The organism is Streptomyces sp. NBC_00016 (assembly GCF_045040885.1).
Lineage (GTDB): Bacteria > Actinomycetota > Actinomycetes > Streptomycetales > Streptomycetaceae > Streptomyces > Streptomyces coriariae.
On the sequence record NZ_CP108304.1, the window covers coordinates 8,402,060 to 8,421,483 of the forward strand.

Sequence of the window (19,424 nt, forward strand, 5' to 3'; positions counted from 1 at the left end):
GACCGAAAGGCAACTCCCCCATGGACAAGGTAATTTCCGGCGCCGCGGCAGCGGTGGCCGACATCGCCTGCGGCGCGTCACTGGCCGTCGGCGGCTTCGGCCTCAGCGGTGTGCCCGAGGTGCTGATCCGGGCCCTGTACGCACAGGGCGCCACCGGTCTGTCCGTCGTCTCGAACAACTGCGGTGTCGACGGACGAGGCCTCGGCGTGCTGCTCGCCGCGGGCCGGATCGCCCGCGTGACCGGCTCCTACGTCGGCGAGAACAAGGAGTTCGCCCGCCAGTACCTCTCCGGCGAACTGGAGGTGGAGCTGGTCCCGCAGGGCACTCTCGCCGAACGGCTGCGCGCGGGCGGCGCGGGCATCCCCGCCTTCTACACCCCGGCGGGCGTCGGCACCCAGGTCGCGCGGGGCGGACTGCCCTGGCGCCACGCGGCCGGGGGAGGATCGGTCGCCGTCGCCTCACCCCCCAAGGAGACCCGCGACTTCGCGGGCCGCCCGCACATCCTGGAGCACGGCATCACCACCGACTTCGCCCTCGTACGGGCCTGGCGCGGCGACCGGCACGGCAACCTCCGCTTCCGCCGCGCCGCCGCCAACTTCAACCCCCTCGCCGCCATGGCCGGCCGGATCACCGTCGCCGAGGTCGAGGAACTCGTCGAACCGGGCGCCCTGGCCCCCGGCGAGATCCACCTTCCCGGCATCCACGTCCAGCGGGTCGTGCAACTCACAGCCGCCGAAGCGGCCGACAAGCACATCGAGCACCTTTCCGTTTCCGCGTCTTCGACACGAGGGGCCGTACGCGCATGAGCTGGACCCGAGACCAGATGGCCGCCCGCGCCGCCGCCGAACTCACCGACGGCTCCTACGTCAACCTCGGCATCGGCCTGCCCACCCTGATCCCCGGTCACCTCCCGCCGGACGTGCAGGTCGTCCTGCACTCCGAGAACGGCATCCTCGGCACCGGCCCGTACCCGTACGAACACGAGGTCGATCCCGACCTGATCAACGCGGGCAAGGAGACCGTCACCGTCCTGCCCGGGGCCTCCTTCTTCGACTCCGCGCTCTCGTTCGGCATGATCCGCGGCGGCCACATCGACACCGCGGTCCTCGGTGCCATGCAGGTCTCCGCCCGCGGCGACCTGGCCAACTGGATGATCCCCGGCAAGATGGTCAAGGGCATGGGCGGCGCGATGGACCTCGTCCACGGCGCCCGTCGCGTGATCGTCCTCATGGACCACACCGCCAAGGACGGCTCACCGAAGATCGTCCGGGAGTGCTCTCTCCCGCTCACCGGGGAGAACTGCGTCCACCGGATCGTCACCGACCTCGGTGTCCTCGACGTCACCCCCGACGGCCTGGCGCTGGTGGAGACCGCTCCGGGCGTCACCCTCGAGGAGGTCACCGCGAAGACCGCCGCCCCGCTGCGTACCGACGCCGTCGCCGCCGCCTGCTGAACACCTCCTGCCCGGCTTCCCGTGGGCCGCGGACCAGGGATCCCCGCCGGCGGCGCGCAGGGGATCCCGTCCCGGTCCGGCGTCGGTCCCGCGTGTCGAGTACGTGGGCCGCACACAAAGATTCCGTGTCAGGCACTTCGTGCGGACCGAGTCGCCTTGCTAACGTGCACTAGATCGATTTAGTCACCGCTTCTCCCTGACGTTCACTAAATCGATTTAGTACGAGGTAGCCCGACGGGACGAACGCTCGGCAAAGGAGCCGCACATGACGACCCCCTCCCTCCAGGACGGCATCGACCGGGCCGGGTCCCCGATGAAGCTGCTGTGGCGGCCGAACGCGGAGCCGTGGCTTCCCGAGGTCGTGGACCGCGAGTACGCCGGCTGGCGTCAGGAGCAGACCGCCTGGCACCAGGGCGTGGCGCTCCTCAACCTCTCGCACCACATGTACGACATGTGGATCGAGGGCCCGGACGCCACCCGGGTGCTGGCCGACCACGGCGCCAACAACTTCGAGAAGTTCGCGATCGGACAGGCCAAGCAGTACGTGCCGGTGACCCGGCACGGTCACCTCGTGACCGACGGCATCCTGGCCCGCGAGGGCGAGAACAGGTACCTGCTCAGCGGGATCCCGGCCGCGCAGCACTGGGTGCAGTACCACGCGGAGAAGGGCGGGTACGACGTCGGTTTCGCCACCGACCCGTCCTGCGCCTTCCGGCCCGGCGGCGGTGACCCGAAGCTGTTCCGCTACCAGCTCCAGGGGCCGCTGGCCGCCGAACTCGTCGAGCGCGCCTTCGGCGGACCGCTGCCGGAGACGAAGTTCTTCCACTCCAGCCCCGTCACCCTGGACGGGCGTCCGATGCGTGCCCTGCGGCACGGCATGGCCGGCCAGGCGGGCTTCGAGTTCATCGGCGACTGGGAGCACTCCGCGTACGTCCACGAGACGTTCCTCAAGGTCGGTGAGCCCCTCGGCCTGATCCAGGTGGGCGCCCGGGCCTACGCCACACCGAGCGTGGAGAGCGGCTGGATCCCCTCGCCGGTGCCCGGCATCTACACCGACCCGGACCTGCTGGAATACCGCCGGTACCTGCCTCTGTTCGGTATCGAGGGCAAGCGCCCGCTGAACGGCAGTCACTACTCGGAGGACATCGAGGACTACTACGTGTCCCCGTACGAGCTCGGCTACGGGAAGATGATCTCCTTCAACCACGACTTTCTGGGCCGGGACGCCCTGCTGAAGGCGAAGGACGAGCCGCTGCGCACCAAGGTCACCCTCGTCCTGGACCCGGACGACGTCCGCTCCGTCATCGGCGGGGGCGAGGACCCGGGGTTCGTCCTCACCTACGCCCGTCACCGGGTGGAGGGCGCGGGAGGTTCGGTCGGCATGACGATGCAGAGCGCGTCGATCGACCCGGTGGGCACGGTTCTGGCGCAGACCCTGATCGACCCGGAGTACGCCGCGCCGGGCACCGAGGTGGCGGTCGTCTGGGGCGAGCACCCCGGTTCCGGCACCGATCCCGGGGCAGACCTCGGCTTCCCCCGGATCCGCGCCACCGTCCAGCCGTCCCCGTTCAACGCGCATGCACGCACCCTGTACCGCCACAACCGCTGACGCGGGTCGACCGAGAAGCGAAACGAGAGACGTCAAGACGATGCAACCCGCGAGCACGGTACGCACAGCGGTCGGCACCTCACTGCTGGACGACTTCTCCCTGGAGATGACCGGGAAGGACGTCCCCAAGCTGGAGGAGGCCCGCGACACCATCCCCCCGGGCACCCGGATCAACGTCACCTTCCTCGGCAACGAGGACCTCCGGCTGCGGCTGGACGCGGCCCGGGCGGTCAAGCGGCTCGGCTTCGTGCCCGTACCGCACATATCCGCCCGGCGGCTCGGATCCCGCGACGACTTCGAGCGGTTCCTGGCCGGACTGCGCGCGGACGGCACCTCCGACAACGTGTTCCTCGTCGGCGGGGACCCGGCACACCCCGAGGGCCCTTACGCGGACGCGCTGTCCCTGATCGGCACGGGGCTGCTGCGGGAGTACGGCGTCCGTCACGTCGGCATCGCCGGCTACCCCGAGGGCCACCCCTCGATCGACGGCACCGCCCTGTGGTCCGCGCTGCGGGACAAGCACGCGGCACTCGCCGCCCAGCCGCTGGAGGCCGGCGTCATCACCCAGTTCGGCTTCGACGTCGACCCGGTGCTCGCCTGGGTGGAGGAGGTCCGCAGCCGTGGCGTCGGTCTGCCGATCAGGATCGGCGTGCCCGGTCCCGCCGGAGTGCGGCGGCTCATGGCGTACGCGTCCCGCTTCGGTGTCGGCACCAGCGCCTCCGTCGTCAAGAAGTACGGCTTCTCCCTGACCAACCTCATGGGTACGGCGGGACCTGACCGATTCCTGCGCGCCCTCGCGGCGGCCCACGACCCCGCCCGCCACGGCGAGTTGAAGATCCATTTCTATACGTTCGGCGGGCTCAGGGCGACGTCCGACTGGGCCGCCCGCTTCCGGAAGGACAGCCCGGCATGACCCTCACCCAGGACGCTCCGGCCCGCGCCGCCAGGAGCGGGCCGCCCGCCCCGCAGGCCTCGCTCATCGTGCAGGGCGCCGACGCCACCGGCATCGTGGCCGCCGTCACCTCCGCCCTCGGCGGCCACGGCGCGAACATCGTCTCCCTCGACCAGTACTCGGACAATCCGCAGGGCGGCGCCTTCTTCCAGCGGACCGTGTTCGGCCTCGACGGCCTCCAGGCCGCGCTGCCCGCCCTGCGGGCCGACCTGGACCGGAACCTGGTGGACGCGTTCGGGCTCCGCTACACGCTCCGCGACCTCTCCGTGCCCAAGCGGGTGGCCATCTTCGCCTCCAAGTCCGACCACTGCCTGCTGGACCTGCTCTGGCGCCACCGTCAGGGCCAACTCCCCGTCACCGTCGCCATGGTGATCTCCAACCATCCCGATGTGGCCGAGGAGGTACGGAGTTTCGGCGTCCCCTTCTTCCATGTCCCCTGCCAGGGCGCCGACAAGTCGGCCGCGGAGGCGGAACACCTCCGACTGCTCCAGGGCAACGTCGACTTCGTCGTCCTGGCCCGCTACATGCAGATCCTGTCGGCGGACTTCATCGATCGGGCCGACGTGCCGATCATCAACATCCACCACTCCTTCCTGCCCGCCTTCATCGGCGCCGGACCGTACGCCAAGGCCAAGGAACGCGGCGTGAAACTCGTCGGCGCCACCGCCCACTACGTCACCGAGAACCTCGACGAGGGCCCGATCATCGAACAGGACGTCGTCCGCGTCACCCACGCCCACACCGCCGGCGACCTCACCCGCCGTGGCGCCGACGTGGAACGCGCGGTGCTCTCCCGCGCCGTCCTGTGGCACGCAGAGGACCGCGTGATCCGCGACGGCAACCACACCATCGTCTTCGCCTGACGGCGCGCGGCGCACGGCGCGCGGCGCACGGCACGCGGCGTACGGCGCGCGGCGTACGGCGAACTGCCTGGTCCGGCCCCGGCGCCGTACCGCCGCGGTCAAACCGACCGAGCGCCGCGCGCGCGTCGCATGCCTCTCGCGGGGGAGGCGTGCCCCATCACAGGAAGGCGGTTCGCCACCATGACCACCACGATCGACGGCAGCCGGATCGCCCGGCGGATCCGTGCCCGGGTCGCCGAGGAGGTCGCCGCGGGTGCGGGAACGGTTCCCGGACTGGCGACCGTTCTCGTCGGCGACGATCCGGCGAGCGCCGTGTACGTCGCCGCCAAGCGACGCGCCGTGCGGGAGGCCGGCATGCGCGACTTCCACCGGCATCTGCCCGGACAGGCCGCTCAGGAGGACGTGGCCGCGGTGATCGACGAGCTCGCGACCGACCCACGGGTCTCCGGCATCCTGCTGCAACTCCCGCTGCCCCGGCAACTGGACGCGGCCGCCCTGATCGACCGCATCCCCGTCACCAAGGACGTCGACGGCCTGACCACCGCCAGCGCCGGGCTGCTCGCCCGCGGGGAACGCGGACTGCGTCCCTGCACACCCAGCGGTGTCATCGAACTCCTCGACGCCGAGGGCATCGCGCTCAAGGGCGCCCGCGTCGCCGTGGTCGGCTGGGGCGCACTGGTCGGACGGCCGCTGGCCCAACTGCTGCTGCGGCGCGGCGCGACGGTCTCCGTCGCGCACGAACACACCACCGACCTCCCGGCCGTCACCCGGGCCGCCGACATCGTCGTGGTCGCGACCGGCGTCCGCGGGCTCGTCGGCTCCGCACACGTGGCGCCCGGTGCCGTCGTCATCGACGTGGGGATCCACCGCACGCCGGACGGTCTGGCCGGCGACGTCCGCTCCGCCGAACTCGACGGGATCGCCGACCGGATCACACCCGTTCCCGGCGGCGTGGGACCCATGACCATCGCCATGCTCATGGTCAACACGCTGCGTGCCGCCCGCTGGGGTGCCGAACGCGAGACCGTCGCGGCCCGGCCGACCGTCTCGTCGCGCTCGTCGCGTAGGCTGACGCCCGGGACTTGATCGTTCTACGCGTGGGACGCAGGTGGGACACCGGCGCGGTGACACTCCTCGTCGGGGCGCGTGGTCCGGCTGAGAGGGAGTGGGTCGGCGTGGGCCGTTCCGGTCGGGTGACGCTGAGCGACGTCGCCAAGGCATCCGGTGTGTCCCGGGCGACGGTGAGCTTCGTGCTGAACGACGACCCGCGGCAGACGATCTCCGCGGCCACCCGGGAGCGGGTCACGGAGGCCGCCCACGAGTTGGGGTACGTCCCGCACGGCATCGCCCGCGCCCTGCGCGAGGGTTCCTCGCGCATCGTCGTGCTCAACGTCGACCGGGGCATCGAGGGCAACTTCTCCCGGAGCTATGTCCGAGGGCTCGACGAGGAACTGGCCGAGCACGACCACGTTCTCCTCGTCCGGCACGGACACGCGGCGCCCGAGGCCACGCAGAAGATCCTCGACGCCATCGTGCCGCGGGCGGTGCTCAGGCTCGGCGAGGTCTACATGCGCGGACACGCGTCGGACGAGCCGGACGAGTCGGACGCGCAGGACTGGGAGAGCGGCTTCGCCGCCAACGCCGCGCTCCAGATCGACTTCCTCGCCGAACGCGGGCACACCCGGATCGCGATGACCCTGCCCGACCACGAGTTCCCGCTGACGCAGGCCCGGCTCGGCTTCGCCCGGGAGGCCGCCCGGCGACGGGGACTCCCACCCCTGGAACGACTTGTCGTGCCGCGGCCGCGGGAGGCCGGTGCGGCCGCCGTCGAGGCGTTCCTGGCGGCGCACGCGGAGGTGACCGCCCTGGCCGCCTTCGACGACGACATCGCGCTGCGCAGCCTCACGGCCCTGCGTGACCTCGGGCTGCGGGTGCCGGAGGACATGGCCGTGATCGGTTTCGACGACACCGAGTACGGCTCCCTGACCACGCCCGCGCTCACCACCGTGCACATCGACGCCGAGATCCTCGGACGGATCGCCGCGCGGGACGCCCTCGGTATCGACACGGAGGGCCTGGCACCGGTGCGCGGCCGGATCGTGGACCGCGCGTCCGTGTGACCGCCGTCGAGCCGGTGACCGCCGCCGAGTCGTGACGAGTCGGCGCCGTCGCCGGGAGCGGCCGCGCCCGTCCCACGCCGCGTCAGCAATGGATGCGGCGGGCGGAGCCTTCAGAGCGTCGCCGTCGGTGAAACCGTCTGTTACGGTCCAACTTAAACGATTTAGTCGTTGCCCTCATGAGCCGGAGGATCCCGTGGACGCAGCCGAGGTTCAGCGCAGCACCTACGAAGCGGTGTTGCGACTGAGGGACGCCCCCTTCGTCACGCGGCGGCCGGCCTACTTCAGCCCCGCCGCCGCGGCCCAGGACGAGAGCAACCACCTGGCCTCCTTCGGGGCATTCGCCCAGACGCTGCTGCCGCTCGAGTACACGGGCTGGGTCGAGGAGTGCGGTGCGCACGTCACGTCCTGCTATGTGGGCGACTGGTCGTCGCTGCACAAGGTCGTCGTCAGGGGACCGCAGGCGCGGGCCTTCCTCGCCTGGCTCGGCATGCGGGACCTGTCCCGCTTCGAGCTCGGCCAGATCAAGCACCACGTCCAGCTCGACGGGAACGGCTGGGTGGCGTCCGAGGGCATCGTGTGCCGCGTGGGGGAAGAGGAGTTCCTCTACACGGCCGGCAGCGCGGACTGGCTGCTGTGGCAGCTGGGCCAGGGCAGTTGGGACGCCGAGGCCGAGGACGTCAGCCCCGACCTGTTCATCTTCGGGGTCCAGGGTCCGGCGGCCCTGGACACGCTGGAGAAGCTGACGGGCGAGAGTCTGCGCGACATCGGTTTCAGCCGCAGCCGCCCGTCACGCGTCGACGGGGTCCCGGTGCGGGTCCTGCGGACCGGCATCTCCGGCGAACTCGGCTACGAACTGCACGGCTCCGCCGCTCACGCCAACGCGATCTGGTCGGCCGTCGTGGCGAGCGGCCGACCGCTGGGGATCCGCGAACTGGGGCTGCGCTCCCAGCCTGTGCAGCACATCGAAGCGGGCATCGCCACGAACGGCCTCGACTACCTCCCCGCGTCCGTTCTCACCCCGGGCGCGCCCCGGCAGTTCAGGAGGGGAGCACCCGGCGGCAGCTTCGTCCCGGAGAACGGCGTCACGGACTACTTCCGCAAGCCGGGCGAGCTCGGCTGGGGCTTCCGGGGCGGCGTTCCCGACCGCGAGTTCCTGGGGCGCGACGCGCTGGCCGCCGCCGCCGCGAAGGGGGAGCCGCAGCGGACGCTCACGGGCCTGCGCTGGAACGCCGAGGACGTCTCCGGCATCCTGACCGCGCTCCTCGGCGAGGGCGATCTCCCGGACCCGATGGAGCTGCCGCGTGGCCGCGGTCCCGCCTTCGACCAGGTGCTCGCCGGCGGCCGCCGGGTGGGGGTGTCCACGGGCCGGACCGTGAGTGTCAACCTGCGGTCGACGATCTCCCTCGTCGTGATCGACCCCGGCCACGCGTCGCCGGGCACCGAGGTGGTGGTCCTGTGGGGCAGGCCGGGGACCGCGCAGCGGGAGGTCAGGGCGACGGTGACCGCGCTGCCCTTCAAACCGGATCGGCGGCGGACCGACGTCATGGCGCTGTAGCCCGGACCGCGACCGGGAGGGGATGGGGTCACACCGTGGCGGTCGTGCCACCGTCCCCGCCCTCGTCGCTGCTCGAACCCGGCGAGCGCCTCCACGTGATCGACGGCGGGGACGACGGTGTACGTGTCGTCGATGCCGTACCGGGGCAGGAGGCCGCCCGGTCGTGGGGCCGATCGCCGTCCCCAGAAGCAGGCCGAGTCCGCACCCCGCTCCACCCCACCCCTGTCCGCCCCGAGACCTCGTCCGGCGGCCCTCGGCGTATCGGAGGAAGCCGTATCCGGCGTCGTCGACCTCGGTCAGCCGTCCGCCTAGCGGGACGGGCGTCAGGGACGTTCGTAGGTGCGCAGGGCCAGTCCCGCGCGCAGCCGGCTCAGGCGGTCGATCTCGGCGTCGAGGGCCGCGATCCTGCGGTCGACCACCCCGGCGCCGGGCCGGTCGGAGTCGGGCCCGCCGGAGTCCGGAGGCCCGCACCGCCGTCGGGGATTCTCCACCAGCAGGCCGATCCGGTCGGCGAAACTGCGCAGGTCCTCGACGGTGAGCCCGAGCGCCAGCAGCTCACGGATGACGCGGACCCTCGCCACCTCGTCCGGCCCGTACTCACGTTGCCCGGTGGCGGTGCGCCGCGGCGGTGGCAGCAGGCCCCGTTCCTCGTAGAACCGCAGTGCCCGGGGGGTGGTCCCCGCGGCCGCCGCCGCGTCTCCGATCCGCATGTCCGTCCTCGCGTCCTCGGTCTCGGCCGCCGCGACCGCGCGCGACGACGCCTCACGTCGGCGGCAACTCCACGACCACGGTCCCGAAGTGCCGCCCCTGGAACAGTTCCTGCAACGCCCGCGGCGCGTCATCCATGCCCGGGATCCGTACGTACGGGAAGGCGATCTCGCCGGAGCGCAGCCAGTCCCCGAAGCGCTCGGTCCATTCCTTCGCCACCTCGGGATGGTCCATTCCGCTGTAACCGTGCAGCGAGATGCCCTGGTTGACGATCCGGAACGTGTCGATCTCGGCAGGTGCGCTGCCCCCGTCCCGGCGCGGCGACAACTGTCCCGACAGCGCGCCGACCAGTGCGAAGCGGGCACCCCGGCGCCCGGCCCGCACGGCGGCGGCCAGCTGGTCACCGCCCACGTTGTCCAGCAGCACGTCGATGCCCTCCGGCGCCGCCGAGGCCAACTGCTCGTCGATCGGCCGGGATCCCGGGACCACGACCGCGTCGTAGCCCGCTTCGGCCCGCAACCGCTCGGCCTTGTCCGGCGACCGGGTGCTCCCGACGACCCGCCCCGCGCCCAGCAGCCGCGCCACGGGGCCCGCCAGCGTTCCCACGGCTCCCGCCGCGCCCGTGACGAACACGGTGTCGCCGGGGCGGACTTCGGCGAGCCGGGTGAGCGCTCCGTAGGCGGCCGAACCGGACGACAGATGGGCCACCGGGTCGGGCAGCACCTCGCCCACAGGAGCGCAGTCGGCCGCCGCCACCAGGGCGTACTCGCGCCACCCGAGCAGATGCGTGACGGTGTCCCCCGGGCGCAACGGACCGCCGGGCCCGGCCGCGACGACCTCACCGACCGCGGGACCGAACAGCGCGTCACCGACGTGGATACGGGGCAGCGGTACGCCGTCGGCCTGGCCGCCGATCAGAGTGCGCAGGCCGGGAAAGACGAGGAAGTACCGGTTCCGGACGACGACTTGTCCCGGACCGGGTGCGGGCACCGGCTTCCGCGTGATCGTGAAGTGCCCGGGCCCCGGCAACCCGCCGGGCAGCTCGGTCAGCAGGATCTCGCGGGTCGTCGCGGGCAGGACAGCGGGAGGGGGAGAGGCCATGTCGGGGCTCCTGGACGGGTTCGAAGGCAGGCGCGGACGGGGACGGGGACGGGGACGGCCGGACCGGCCGTCGGCGCGCAGACGCTAACCCCTGACGTACGCGTCAAGGGCAAGAGAGCCGATCCGCCACAGGGTCGGCGCCGAAGGAACCGAACGGCCGCCGCTAGCCGACGAGTTCGCGTACGAGCGCGGCGACCTGCTCCACTTCGATGAGGAAGCCGTCGTGTCCATGAGGGGACTCGATCACTCGGAGGTGATCCGCCGCGGGGATCCCCGCGGCCAGCTCCGCCTGCTGGCCGAGGGGGTAGAGGCGGTCCGAGCCCACTCCGGCGACCAGCGTCCTGGCGGTCACGCGGCGCAGGGCGGCACGCGTACCGCCGCGACCGCGGCCGACGTCGTGCGTGTTCATGGCGCCCGCCAGCACGACATAGCTGCCCGCGTCGAAGCGACGCACCAGCTTGGCGGCGTGGTGGTCGAGATACGACTCGACCCGGTACCGGCCGCCGCTCCTGGGGTCCTCCTCGCCCTGGGGCGCGCGGCCGAAGCGGAGCTGCAACTCCGGCTCGCTGCGGTAGGTGACGTGGGCGATACGGCGGGCCAGACCGAGTCCCGCGTGCGGCCCCCGGCCGGTGTCGTGGTAGTCGCCGCCACGCCAGTGCGGGTCGTCGCGGATGGCATGGAGCTGGATGTCGGCCCAGGCGATCTGCTCCGCGCTCGCCGCCGCCGTCGTGGCGAGCAGGAGCAGCGCGCTCGTACGTTCCGGATACGACACGGCCCACTCCACGGCGCGCATCCCGCCCATCGAGCCGCCGACCACCAGGGCCCAGCGGCCGATGCCGAGCGAATCGGCCAGCCCGGCCTCCGCGGCGACCTGGTCGCGCTGTGTCAGAGAGGGGAAGGCGCCACCCCAGTACCGTCCGTCGGGACGGGGCGAGGACGGTCCGGTACTGCCCTGGCAGCCGCCCAGCACATTGGGAGCGACGACGAACCAGCGGTCGGTGTCCAAGGCCAGACCGGGCCCGATGAGCCCGTCCCACCAGCCGGGGGTGGGGTGACCGGGCTCGGCCGGCCCGGCGGCATGGCTGTCGCCGGTGAGCGCGTGGAGCACCAGTACGGCATTGGAGCGGTCCGGTGCGAGCTGACCCCAGGTCTCGAACGCCAGCCGTACCCGGGGCAGTTCACCTCCCGCCTCCAACGGCAGCGCTCTCTCCCGCAGGTGCCACCGGCGGCGCCCCGGAGGGTCCCCCTCCCGCCAGGCCCCGGAGGCCGACGGGAGGGGGACCTGGGAGGTCGTCGGTACGGCGTTCAGGACGCGCCCTTCGCGGCACGGAAGCCGGCCTCCAGGTCCGCCTTGAGATCGGCGAGGTTCTCGATGCCGACCGACAGGCGCACCAGGCCGGGCGCGGTGCCGGTCGCCGCCAACTGTGCTTCGTCCAGCTGGCTGTGGGTGGTGGACGCCGGATGGATGATGAGACTGCGTACGTCGCCGATGTTGGCGAGATGACTGAACAGCTCGACGCCGTCGACGAACCGCTTGCCGGCCTCGACCCCGTCCCGCAGTTCGAAGGCCAGGACCGCGCCGGCGCCGCGCGGCAGATAGCGCTGCCCCGCCTCGTACCACCGGTTGGACTCCAGGCCCGGATAGTGGACGACGGCGACCTCGTCGCGCTGTTCCAGCCACTCGGCCAGGGCCTGGGCGTTGGCCGAGTGCCGTTCGATGCGCAGACTGAGCGTCTCCACGCCCTGGAGGAGAAGGAAGGCCGAGTGCGGGGAGAGGGCGGGGCCGATGTCGCGGAGCAGCTGGACGCGCAGCTTGATCGCGAAGGCGCCCGGACCGAGGGCGGGCCAGTACCGCAGACCGTGGTAACTGGGGTCCGGTTCGCTGAAGTCGGGGAAGCGATCGGCGTGCGCGCCGAAGTCGAAGGTGCCGCCGTCGACGACCACGCCGGCGACGGTGGTGCCGTGGCCCCCGAGGAACTTGGTCGCGGAGTGGACGACGATGTCGGCGCCGTGCTCGACGGGCCGCAGCAGATAGGGGGTCGGCACGGTGTTGTCCACGATCAGCGGGACACCCGCCCCGTGCGCCACGTCGGCCACCGCCCGTACGTCGAGCACATTGCCGCGCGGATTGCCGAGCGTCTCGGCGAACAGGGCCTTCGTGTTCGGCCGGATCGCCGCTCGCCAGGCTTCGGCGTCGTCCGGGTCGTCGACGAAGGACACCTCGATGCCGAACCTGGGCAGGGTGTGCCGGAACAGGTTGTAGGTGCCGCCGTACAGGGACGTGCTGGAGACGATGTGGTCGCCCGCGCTCGCCAGCGTCAGGATGGCGAGGGTCTCCGCGGCCTGCCCGGAGGCCAGGGCCACCGCGGCGACCCCGCCTTCCAGCGCGGCGATCCGCTGCTCGAAGACGTCCTGGGTCGGGTTGTGGATACGGGTGTAGATGTTGCCCGGCTCGGCGAGCGAGAACAGGTCGGCGGCGTGCCGGGTGTCGCGGAAGACGAACGAGGTGGTCTGGTAGACCGGTACCGCCCGCGCCCCGGTCGTCGGATCCGGCGCGGCGCCGGCGTGGATCTGCTTGGTCTCGAACGACCAGGCCGAGGTGTCGGGTCCGGCTGGTTCGTCCTCGGGGGTGTGGCCGGCGGTGACGGAGTCGATCGGCTGGCTCATGGTTCTCCCTTGTGCGGGGCGTGCGGGGTGCCCGGAGCGACCGCGCGGCGGCTGCCCGGACCGGGACGTGGGCAGGGCGAAGGGCAGCGCGGTGCCAGGGATGAAGAGGGTGGGATCGGATACCGGAGCGGGGCGTCAGCTCGCGGCGGAACAGCCCGTGGTGGTGACACGCACGTAGTCGACGTGGCGGCGGGTCACAAGCACGGTCATGAGGTCAGAAAACCACAGATGGTGACGGCGCACCAGCACGCCGGGGAGCCGGACGAGGTCCCGGCACGCCTCGCCCCGCCGTCGCCCGGGCCGCTGTCCCGGCTGTCCTCCCGGTCGCCGTCCCGGTCGCCGTCTCACCCGTCGGGACGCCTGGTGGACGCACCTGCGGGTCTGCGCGAGGCGACCGACGCACGCCTGCGGGTCCGGGAGGCGGCGTGAGCCTGCTGACGATCACCGACCTGAGCGTGCGGATCGCCGGCCGCCCGTGGTCGACGAGGTGAGCCTGGCGGTGGCGCCCGGTGAACGGCTCGCGCCGATCGGCGAATCCGGCTCCGGGAAGTCGCTCACCGCCCTCGCCGTCCGGGACTGCTGCCGGACGGCGCCGAGGTCACCGGCAGCATCCGCCTCGGCGGACAGGAACTCCTCGGCGGAAGTCGACGCTCGCCCGGCTGCTCCTCGCGCCGGACCGGCCCGACTCCGGCACGGTGCACTACCGGGAGACGACATGGCCGCCACCACGACACCCGCGCGCAAGAACACAACGGCAGCAGCCGGCAAGGACATCGGAGACGACCTCGGGCCCGCCCCCCCGGAGATCTGATCAACCCGCAGTCCACCACCGGCCGCGTCGTGCTGACCGGCAGCCCGCAGGAGATCTGACAGCGAAGGGGGGGCCGACCGGAGGTTCTCCGGTCGGCCCCCCCTTCAGGGTGACGTCGTGGGTCAGACGCCTCGGTGGTTCCGGTAGTAGCCGCCGACCTGCTCGTGATAGCCGGCGTCACCGACGTGCTTGTCCTTGTCGAACTCGGGGGAGCTCTTGATCTGCTCCTTCGTGAGGTCGACATAGATCTTGCGCTCGGCCTGGTCGACCGTCTTGACGGTTCCGGCCGGAAGCAGAACGTGCTTGCCGAAGATCCATACGCCGGTGTCGACGACCAGGTACGAAGAGGTGACGTCGTCCGAGTGCTTGTCGACCTTCCCGATGCTGCCGTCGGTGGCCTCGACCGAGTACCCGATCAGGTCGGTGCCCGCGATGTGGCCGGTGGTCGGCTGGTAGCCCCAGATGCTGTCACTCATAAAACGGCTCCCTCATCGTAATTCTTCGCCACCCCCGCAGTCGAATCTGCGGGGGATGTGCTGACGTCATCACATTCGGTGGCGCCTGCTCGGAAAATCGAGTGCCCTGTTTTTCGCCCTCCACGCATTCACCCCGAAGAAAAATTCCGATCAACGAAATCACCATTCGAAATCACCATTTTCGTCCGCCGAGGCAGGGGGACGAAAATGGGTGGGCGCCGACGCCACGGCGCCGGTGCCCACCCATGTCAGGTCGTGTTGAAGGTCCGCTTACCAGCGGTACCAGCGCCCCCGCTTGCCGCCGCTCGCCTCAGGACGGATCACGAACCCCAGGACCCACACGATCAGCACGATGACCGCGATCCACCACAGAGCCTTGAGTGCAAAACCGGCACCGAAGAGGATCAGGGCAAGCAGAAGAACGAGAAGAACAGGAACCATAGTCATCAACCTCCGAACCATCGTGTGCCCTGCGGGACGATCTTCACTCCTGTCGATCCGATGTGTTCTTTTTGGGGCACTCAGAACTCAGAACTCGGAACCAGGAAAAGCCCATGGGGTAATTCCCGTCAGGCCAGGAGCGAGCCCGTCGAACGCACGCGGCGCGGGCTGTCAGCGGGCGCGGTGGCCGGTGAGGGTGCGGCGGTCGGTGAGGGTGCGGCGGTCGGTGAGGGTGCGGCGGTCGGCGATCCACTCTGCCAGGGCGAGCAGGGTGGACTCCGCGCTGTCGGCCATGTGGTTCTGCAACGAACGGACGTCCTGGAGGGTGTCGCCCAGGACCGGGTCGGCGCGCAGCAACTGCCAGGACTGCCGGACGATGCTGCCCCGGCCCTGCTCGTGGAAGTGCCAGTCCCAGCGCACGATGCCGTGGTCGGCTCCGCCCACGACGAAGGCGAACGCGGTCCCCGGATCGGCCCGCACCACCTCGGAGTGCGTGACCCATTCGCGCCCGTCCCGGCGGTTGCGGCCGCTGAACCGGGCACCGACCCACGGACCGTCGCCCGGCGCGTAGCTCACTCCGCCGGCACTCGGACTCCACGTCTCGATCAGTGACACATCGCTGATCAGGGCGTAGACGGAGTCCGGCGGCGCGTCGACCCAGCACCGCCGGGTGAAGGCGAAGGGAGTCAGGTCGAGCCCGGCCAGCGGGTTTCGGGGGCCGGAGGTGGTGGCGCTCATGAATTCTCCCGGAAGCGATGAAGAGGAACGCGGCCCATCCTGGAGACCGGGGCCGGGCCGAGCCAGACCCCGCCGATCCCTACCCCGGCGGGGTGAGGCGCGGGTCGTCGGCGGTACGCATACTCGGTGCCATGAACAAGCACGGGCACCTCGCCGAATTCCTCCAGGCACGCCGTAGCCAACTGCGCCCCCAGGACGTCGGGTTGCAGACCTACGGTGAGCGGCGCCGGGTGCCTGGACTGCGGCGGGAGGAGCTCGCGATGCTCGCCGGGATCAGCGCCCCCTACTACACCCGCCTGGAACAGGGCCAGTCACGCAACGCCTCGCGCGAGGTGCTCGACGCCGTGGCGAGCGCCCTGCGCCTGGACGACTCCGAGCGTGCCCACCTGCACACCCTGGCCCGTGCGCCCAGACGGTCCAGGGCCGCCCGACCGCCCGTCGAACGCGTCACCCCGGCAACGAGCGCCCTGCTGGCGGCCATCGAGGGCACACCGGCCGTCGTCATCGGCCGCCGCAGCGATGTCCTGGCCTGGAACCGGCCGGGACACGCGCTGTTCGCGGGGCATCTCGCCCCGGACAGCCCCGACGACCCCGGCCGACGGCCGAACATGGCCAGGCTGGTGTTCCTCGACGCGCACACCCGCGATCTGTACAGCGACTGGCCCGCCAAGGCCCGGGCCGTGGTGGGCAATCTGCGCCTGACGGCCGGCCGCTTCCCGGACGATCCGCTGCTTGCCGCACTGATCGGCGAACTGGCCATGCGCAGCCCGGAGTTCGCCACGATGTGGGCCGACCACCGGATCCAGGCCTGCGATGTCGCCGACTACGACATGCGCCACCCGCTGGTCGGGACACTGGCGGTCACCCAGCAGACCCTCCAGAGCCCGCAAGGACGCGGGCCGTCCCTGGTGGTGGCTACGGCCGCCCCCGGCTCCCCGTCCGCGACAGCCCTGACCCTGCTCGTCCACACCACCGCACCGCAGGAATCGGCCCAGCCGCGCCACGGCGCCGAAACCCGCACCACCTGACCCGAGCCCCTCCGTCGCCCCAGGGCGCCCGGCGCGTGCGCGGCCGCCGGAGCGTCCCGCTGCCGGGCTGTCCACCTCGACGGGCTGTCGACTTCTTTCCGGCGGCCCGACGCCCACCCGGCCCGACGTCACCTGCCTGACGCCCGACGGCCCACCGGCCCGTCGGTCCGACGTCCCCTGGGCCCACCGGTCGGCAGCACGATCACGGCCGTCCCCGAAGCACCCCTCGTCCTCGGCACCGCACCGCGGCTGCCGCATGCCCGAAAACAGTGAAGGAACCATGTCCGTGCGAAGCATCAAGCTGATCATGTCGGCAGTTGCGGTGGCCGCGGCCACCCTTGCGGCGGCAGTGCCCGCCGACGCGACATCCACCGCGGGACCGCTGACACATGTGCGGGTCGCCTCCCACTTCGACCTGTCCGCGGGCCAGATGCCGGAGAACATCACCCTGCTGCCCGACGGCACGGCGGCCGTCACCTTCGCCGCCGGCCGCCAGGTGGCTCGGGTCACCCGCCAGGGCACCACACACGTCCTGGCGACGCTGCCCGCCCCGGCCGACGGCGGAGTCGACACCCCGGTCCTCGGCTTTCCCCTGGCCACCGGCATCGCCCACACCTCGGACGGCACCCTGTACGTGCTGTACGCGACCGGCACGGCCGACCTGACGGGGCTGTGGCGGCTGCGTCCCGCGCAGGCGCCGCAGCGCATCGCCGCACTGCCCGCGGGAGGCCTGCCCAACGGGCTGGCACTGGACGAGCGCAGCCGACAGTTCTACATCACCGACTCGGTGCTCGGCACCGTGTGGACCGTCCCCGTCACCGGCGGCACCCCCCGGGCATGGTCCACCGCTCCCGAACTCGCCTCGACCGGCTTCCTCGGCGCCAACGGCGCGAAAGTGCACGGCGGCGCGCTGTGGGTGACCAACCTGGACCGGGGCACCGTCCTGCGCATTCCGATCCGTTCGGGAAACCGTGCGGGAGCACCGCAGGTCAAGGCTTCGGGCCTGGCAGGGATCGACGATTTCGCCTTCACCGGCCGCGGAGACGAGATCCTCGCAGCCCGCAACGCGCCCAACACGGTCGTGCGTATCCGGGCCGACGGCACCAGCACCACCGTCCTGGATGCCGCCGACGGACTTCAGAACCCGACCTCCGTAGCGCTGCGCGGCAATGACGTGTACGTGCTCAGCGCTGCCTACACCACCGCCACCGACCCCAATCTGCTGCGCGCCCTCCTGGGCGGCCGCCCGTAGGACACAGCCCGACACCCACCCCACGCGCAGAGGGCCACGACCGGGTGTCGTGGCCCTCTCGCGGGGTCCTGCGGGGTCTGCGGGGGAGCGTGTCTAGAAGAAGCCCAGCTTCTTCGGGGAGTAGCTCACCAGCAGGTTCTTCGTCTGCTGGTAGTGCTCCAGCATCATCTTGTGCGTCTCACGGCCGATGCCCGACTGCTTGTAGCCGCCGAAGGCGGCGTGTGCCGGGTACGCGTGGTAGCAGTTCGTCCAGACGCGACCCGCCTGGATTGCCCGGCCCGCGCGGTACGCCGTGTTGATGTCCCGCGTCCACACGCCGGCCCCGAGGCCGTACGACGTGTCGTTGGCGATTTTGACGGCGTCGTCGAAGTCGTCGAACGAGGCCACCGAGACGACCGGACCGAAGATCTCCTCCTGGAAGATCCGCATACGGTTGTCACCCTCGAAGATCGTCGGCTGGACGTAGTAGCCGCCCTTCAACTCGCCGTCGTACTCGGCGCGTTCGCCGCCGGTGAGGATCTTCGCGCCCTCCTTCCGGCCGATGTCGATGTAGGAGAGGATCTTCGCGAGCTGGTCGCCGGACGCCTGCGCGCCGATCATCGTGTCCGTGTCGAGGGGGTGGCCGGGCTTGATGAGTTCGGTGCGGGCGACGGCCGCCTGAAGGAAGTCGCCGTAGTTGCCGCGCTGGATCAGCCCGCGCGAGGGACAGGTGCAGACCTCGCCCTGGTTCAGCGCGAACATGGTGAAACCTTCGAGGGCCTTGTCGCGGAGGTCGTCGTCCTTCTCCCACACGTCGTCGAAGAAGATGTTCGGTGACTTGCCGCCGAGCTCCAGGGTGACCGGCTTCAGGTGCTCCGCCGCGTACTGCATGATCAGCCGGCCCGTGGACGTCTCGCCCGTGAACGCGACCTTCGCCACCCGCGGGCTGGAGGCGAGCGGCTTGCCCGCCTCCAGCCCGAAGCCGTTGACGATGTTCACCACGCCCGGCGGGAGCAGATCCCCGACCAGGCTCATCCAGTAGTGCAGCGAGGCCGGGGTCTGTTCGGCGGGCTTGATGACCACCGTGTTGCCCGCGGCGAGGGCCGGCGCGAGCTTCCAGGTGGCCATCAGGATCGGGAAGTTCCACGGGATGATCTGCGCGACGACGCCGAGCGGCTCGTGGAAGTGGTACGCCACCGTGTCGTCGTCGACCTCGCTGAGCGAACCCTCCTGGGCCCGCACCGCGCCGGCGAAGTAGCGGAAGTGGTCGATGGCCAGCGGGATGTCCGCCGCCAGCGTCTCACGGACGGGTTTGCCGTTCTCCCAGCTCTCCGCGACCGCCAGGGGCTCCAGATGCGCCTGCATGCGGTCGGCGATCTTCAGCAGGATGTCGGAGCGCTCGGTGGCCGAGGTGCGGCCCCAGCCCGGCGCGGCCGCGTGCGCCGCGTCGAGTGCCCGCTCCACGTCCTCCTCCGTACCGCGCGCCACCTCGGTGAACGTCTCGCCGTTCACCGGGGACGGGTTGTCGAAGTACTGCCCCCGGGCCGGCGGCACGTAGGCGCCGCCGATGTAGTGGTCGTAACGCGTCTGGTAGGAGACGATCGCGCCCTCGGTGCCTGGCGCCGCGTAACGGGTCATCCTGCTCTGCCTCCCTCAGCAGCGCTGCCCGCC

19 protein-coding genes are annotated in these 19,424 nt (G+C 71.4%); 11 read left to right on the top strand and 8 right to left on the bottom strand.

Annotation, left to right across the window (positions count from 1 at the left end):
• The first annotated feature begins 20 nt into the window (after positions 1-20).
• The 8 genes from OG933_RS37310 (at position 21) to OG933_RS37345 (ending at position 8,552) form a co-directional block, all read left to right on the top strand.
• Positions 21-806, top strand: coding sequence for a CoA transferase subunit A (locus OG933_RS37310; protein WP_405631333.1), 786 nt, complete (start codon positions 21-23; stop codon positions 804-806).
• The gene (locus OG933_RS37315; protein ID WP_405631335.1) at positions 803-1,453 is read left to right on the top strand and encodes a CoA transferase subunit B; all 651 of its coding nucleotides are present in this window, start codon (positions 803-805) and stop codon (positions 1,451-1,453) included. The genes OG933_RS37310 and OG933_RS37315 overlap by 4 nt, the downstream gene beginning before the upstream one ends.
• A gap of 265 nt (positions 1,454-1,718) precedes the next feature.
• Complete coding sequence (locus OG933_RS37320; RefSeq protein WP_405631337.1) at positions 1,719-3,062, top strand: aminomethyl transferase family protein; 1,344 nt, start codon at positions 1,719-1,721, stop codon at positions 3,060-3,062.
• Between the two features lie 40 nt (positions 3,063-3,102).
• Positions 3,103-3,975 (top strand): methylenetetrahydrofolate reductase, encoded by an 873-nt coding sequence (locus OG933_RS37325; protein ID WP_362528874.1) that lies wholly within the window; start codon positions 3,103-3,105, stop codon positions 3,973-3,975.
• Positions 3,972-4,877 (top strand): formyltetrahydrofolate deformylase, encoded by a 906-nt coding sequence (purU, locus tag OG933_RS37330; protein ID WP_405631340.1) that lies wholly within the window; start codon positions 3,972-3,974, stop codon positions 4,875-4,877. Before OG933_RS37325 ends, purU begins: the two co-directional genes overlap by 4 nt.
• A gap of 180 nt (positions 4,878-5,057) precedes the next feature.
• On the top strand, positions 5,058-5,963 hold the full coding sequence (locus tag OG933_RS37335; protein ID WP_362528868.1) for a bifunctional 5,10-methylenetetrahydrofolate dehydrogenase/5,10-methenyltetrahydrofolate cyclohydrolase: 906 nt from the start codon (positions 5,058-5,060) through the stop codon (positions 5,961-5,963).
• Positions 5,964-6,052: 89 nt separating this feature from the next.
• The gene (locus tag OG933_RS37340; RefSeq protein ID WP_362528865.1) at positions 6,053-6,997 is read left to right on the top strand and encodes a LacI family DNA-binding transcriptional regulator; all 945 of its coding nucleotides are present in this window, start codon (positions 6,053-6,055) and stop codon (positions 6,995-6,997) included.
• Between the two features lie 193 nt (positions 6,998-7,190).
• Positions 7,191-8,552 carry an aminomethyl transferase family protein gene (locus OG933_RS37345; protein ID WP_405631343.1) on the top strand — a complete coding sequence of 454 codons (1,362 nt, stop codon included), beginning with the start codon at positions 7,191-7,193 and terminating at the stop codon, positions 8,550-8,552.
• A gap of 323 nt (positions 8,553-8,875) precedes the next feature.
• On the opposite strand, the gene OG933_RS37350 is transcribed toward OG933_RS37345, so the two are convergent.
• The 4 genes from OG933_RS37350 to OG933_RS37365 form a co-directional block, all read right to left on the bottom strand.
• Positions 8,876-9,262 (bottom strand): MerR family transcriptional regulator, encoded by a 387-nt coding sequence (locus tag OG933_RS37350; RefSeq protein WP_362528860.1) that lies wholly within the window; start codon positions 9,260-9,262, stop codon positions 8,876-8,878.
• 52 nt (positions 9,263-9,314) lie between these two features.
• Complete coding sequence (locus tag OG933_RS37355) at positions 9,315-10,361, bottom strand: MDR family NADP-dependent oxidoreductase (RefSeq protein ID WP_405631345.1); 1,047 nt, start codon at positions 10,359-10,361, stop codon at positions 9,315-9,317.
• 163 nt (positions 10,362-10,524) lie between these two features.
• On the bottom strand, positions 10,525-11,670 hold the full coding sequence (locus OG933_RS37360) for a homoserine O-acetyltransferase (RefSeq protein ID WP_405633626.1): 1,146 nt from the start codon (positions 11,668-11,670) through the stop codon (positions 10,525-10,527).
• Positions 11,667-13,028 (bottom strand): bifunctional o-acetylhomoserine/o-acetylserine sulfhydrylase, encoded by a 1,362-nt coding sequence (locus OG933_RS37365; RefSeq protein WP_405631348.1) that lies wholly within the window; start codon positions 13,026-13,028, stop codon positions 11,667-11,669. The genes OG933_RS37360 and OG933_RS37365 overlap by 4 nt, the downstream gene beginning before the upstream one ends.
• A 228-nt stretch (positions 13,029-13,256) precedes the next feature.
• Between OG933_RS37365 and OG933_RS37370 the strand changes: the two genes are divergently transcribed.
• A complete protein-coding gene (locus OG933_RS37370) occupies positions 13,257-13,457 on the top strand; it encodes a hypothetical protein (protein WP_362528856.1) in 201 nt (66 codons plus the stop codon).
• Positions 13,458-13,961: 504 nt separating this feature from the next.
• On the opposite strand, the gene OG933_RS37375 is transcribed toward OG933_RS37370, so the two are convergent.
• The 3 genes from OG933_RS37375 to OG933_RS37385 form a co-directional block, all read right to left on the bottom strand.
• Positions 13,962-14,315, bottom strand: a complete 354-nt coding sequence (locus OG933_RS37375) for a PRC-barrel domain-containing protein (RefSeq protein WP_362528853.1) — start codon at positions 14,313-14,315, stop codon at positions 13,962-13,964.
• A 270-nt stretch (positions 14,316-14,585) separates the two neighbouring features.
• Positions 14,586-14,756, bottom strand: coding sequence for a hydrophobic protein (locus tag OG933_RS37380; protein WP_405631352.1), 171 nt, complete (start codon positions 14,754-14,756; stop codon positions 14,586-14,588).
• Between the two features lie 171 nt (positions 14,757-14,927).
• Positions 14,928-15,494 carry an SRPBCC family protein gene (locus OG933_RS37385; protein ID WP_405631354.1) on the bottom strand — a complete coding sequence of 189 codons (567 nt, stop codon included), beginning with the start codon at positions 15,492-15,494 and terminating at the stop codon, positions 14,928-14,930.
• A gap of 131 nt (positions 15,495-15,625) precedes the next feature.
• Between OG933_RS37385 and OG933_RS37390 the strand changes: the two genes are divergently transcribed.
• Together OG933_RS37390 and OG933_RS37395 are read left to right on the top strand one after the other, a co-directional pair.
• A complete protein-coding gene (locus tag OG933_RS37390; protein WP_362528848.1) occupies positions 15,626-16,522 on the top strand; it encodes a helix-turn-helix transcriptional regulator in 897 nt (298 codons plus the stop codon).
• A 280-nt stretch (positions 16,523-16,802) separates the two neighbouring features.
• Complete coding sequence (locus OG933_RS37395; RefSeq protein WP_405631357.1) at positions 16,803-17,774, top strand: hypothetical protein; 972 nt, start codon at positions 16,803-16,805, stop codon at positions 17,772-17,774.
• A gap of 93 nt (positions 17,775-17,867) precedes the next feature.
• Here the strand turns inward: OG933_RS37395 and OG933_RS37400 are convergent, their stop codons facing one another.
• Positions 17,868-19,391 (bottom strand): aldehyde dehydrogenase family protein, encoded by a 1,524-nt coding sequence (locus OG933_RS37400; protein ID WP_405631360.1) that lies wholly within the window; start codon positions 19,389-19,391, stop codon positions 17,868-17,870.
• Between the last annotated feature and the right edge of the window lie 33 nt (positions 19,392-19,424).

Coding starts and splice junctions, on each gene's coding strand:
- OG933_RS37385 (WP_405631354.1), bottom strand. CDS start 15,494: ATGAGCGCCACCACCTCCGGCCCCCGAAACCCGCTGGCCGGGCTCGAC.
- OG933_RS37320 (WP_405631337.1), top strand. CDS start 1,719: ATGACGACCCCCTCCCTCCAGGACGGCATCGACCGGGCCGGGTCCCCG.
- OG933_RS37370 (WP_362528856.1), top strand. CDS start 13,257: ATGGTGACGGCGCACCAGCACGCCGGGGAGCCGGACGAGGTCCCGGCA.
- OG933_RS37310 (WP_405631333.1), top strand. CDS start 21: ATGGACAAGGTAATTTCCGGCGCCGCGGCAGCGGTGGCCGACATCGCC.
- OG933_RS37335 (WP_362528868.1), top strand. CDS start 5,058: ATGACCACCACGATCGACGGCAGCCGGATCGCCCGGCGGATCCGTGCC.
- purU (WP_405631340.1), top strand. CDS start 3,972: ATGACCCTCACCCAGGACGCTCCGGCCCGCGCCGCCAGGAGCGGGCCG.
- OG933_RS37355 (WP_405631345.1), bottom strand. CDS start 10,361: ATGGCCTCTCCCCCTCCCGCTGTCCTGCCCGCGACGACCCGCGAGATC.
- OG933_RS37390 (WP_362528848.1), top strand. CDS start 15,626: ATGAACAAGCACGGGCACCTCGCCGAATTCCTCCAGGCACGCCGTAGC.
- OG933_RS37395 (WP_405631357.1), top strand. CDS start 16,803: ATGTCCGTGCGAAGCATCAAGCTGATCATGTCGGCAGTTGCGGTGGCC.
- OG933_RS37315 (WP_405631335.1), top strand. CDS start 803: ATGAGCTGGACCCGAGACCAGATGGCCGCCCGCGCCGCCGCCGAACTC.
- OG933_RS37325 (WP_362528874.1), top strand. CDS start 3,103: ATGCAACCCGCGAGCACGGTACGCACAGCGGTCGGCACCTCACTGCTG.
- OG933_RS37375 (WP_362528853.1), bottom strand. CDS start 14,315: ATGAGTGACAGCATCTGGGGCTACCAGCCGACCACCGGCCACATCGCG.
- OG933_RS37380 (WP_405631352.1), bottom strand. CDS start 14,756: ATGGTTCCTGTTCTTCTCGTTCTTCTGCTTGCCCTGATCCTCTTCGGT.
- OG933_RS37400 (WP_405631360.1), bottom strand. CDS start 19,391: ATGACCCGTTACGCGGCGCCAGGCACCGAGGGCGCGATCGTCTCCTAC.
- OG933_RS37365 (WP_405631348.1), bottom strand. CDS start 13,028: ATGAGCCAGCCGATCGACTCCGTCACCGCCGGCCACACCCCCGAGGAC.
- OG933_RS37350 (WP_362528860.1), bottom strand. CDS start 9,262: ATGCGGATCGGAGACGCGGCGGCGGCCGCGGGGACCACCCCCCGGGCA.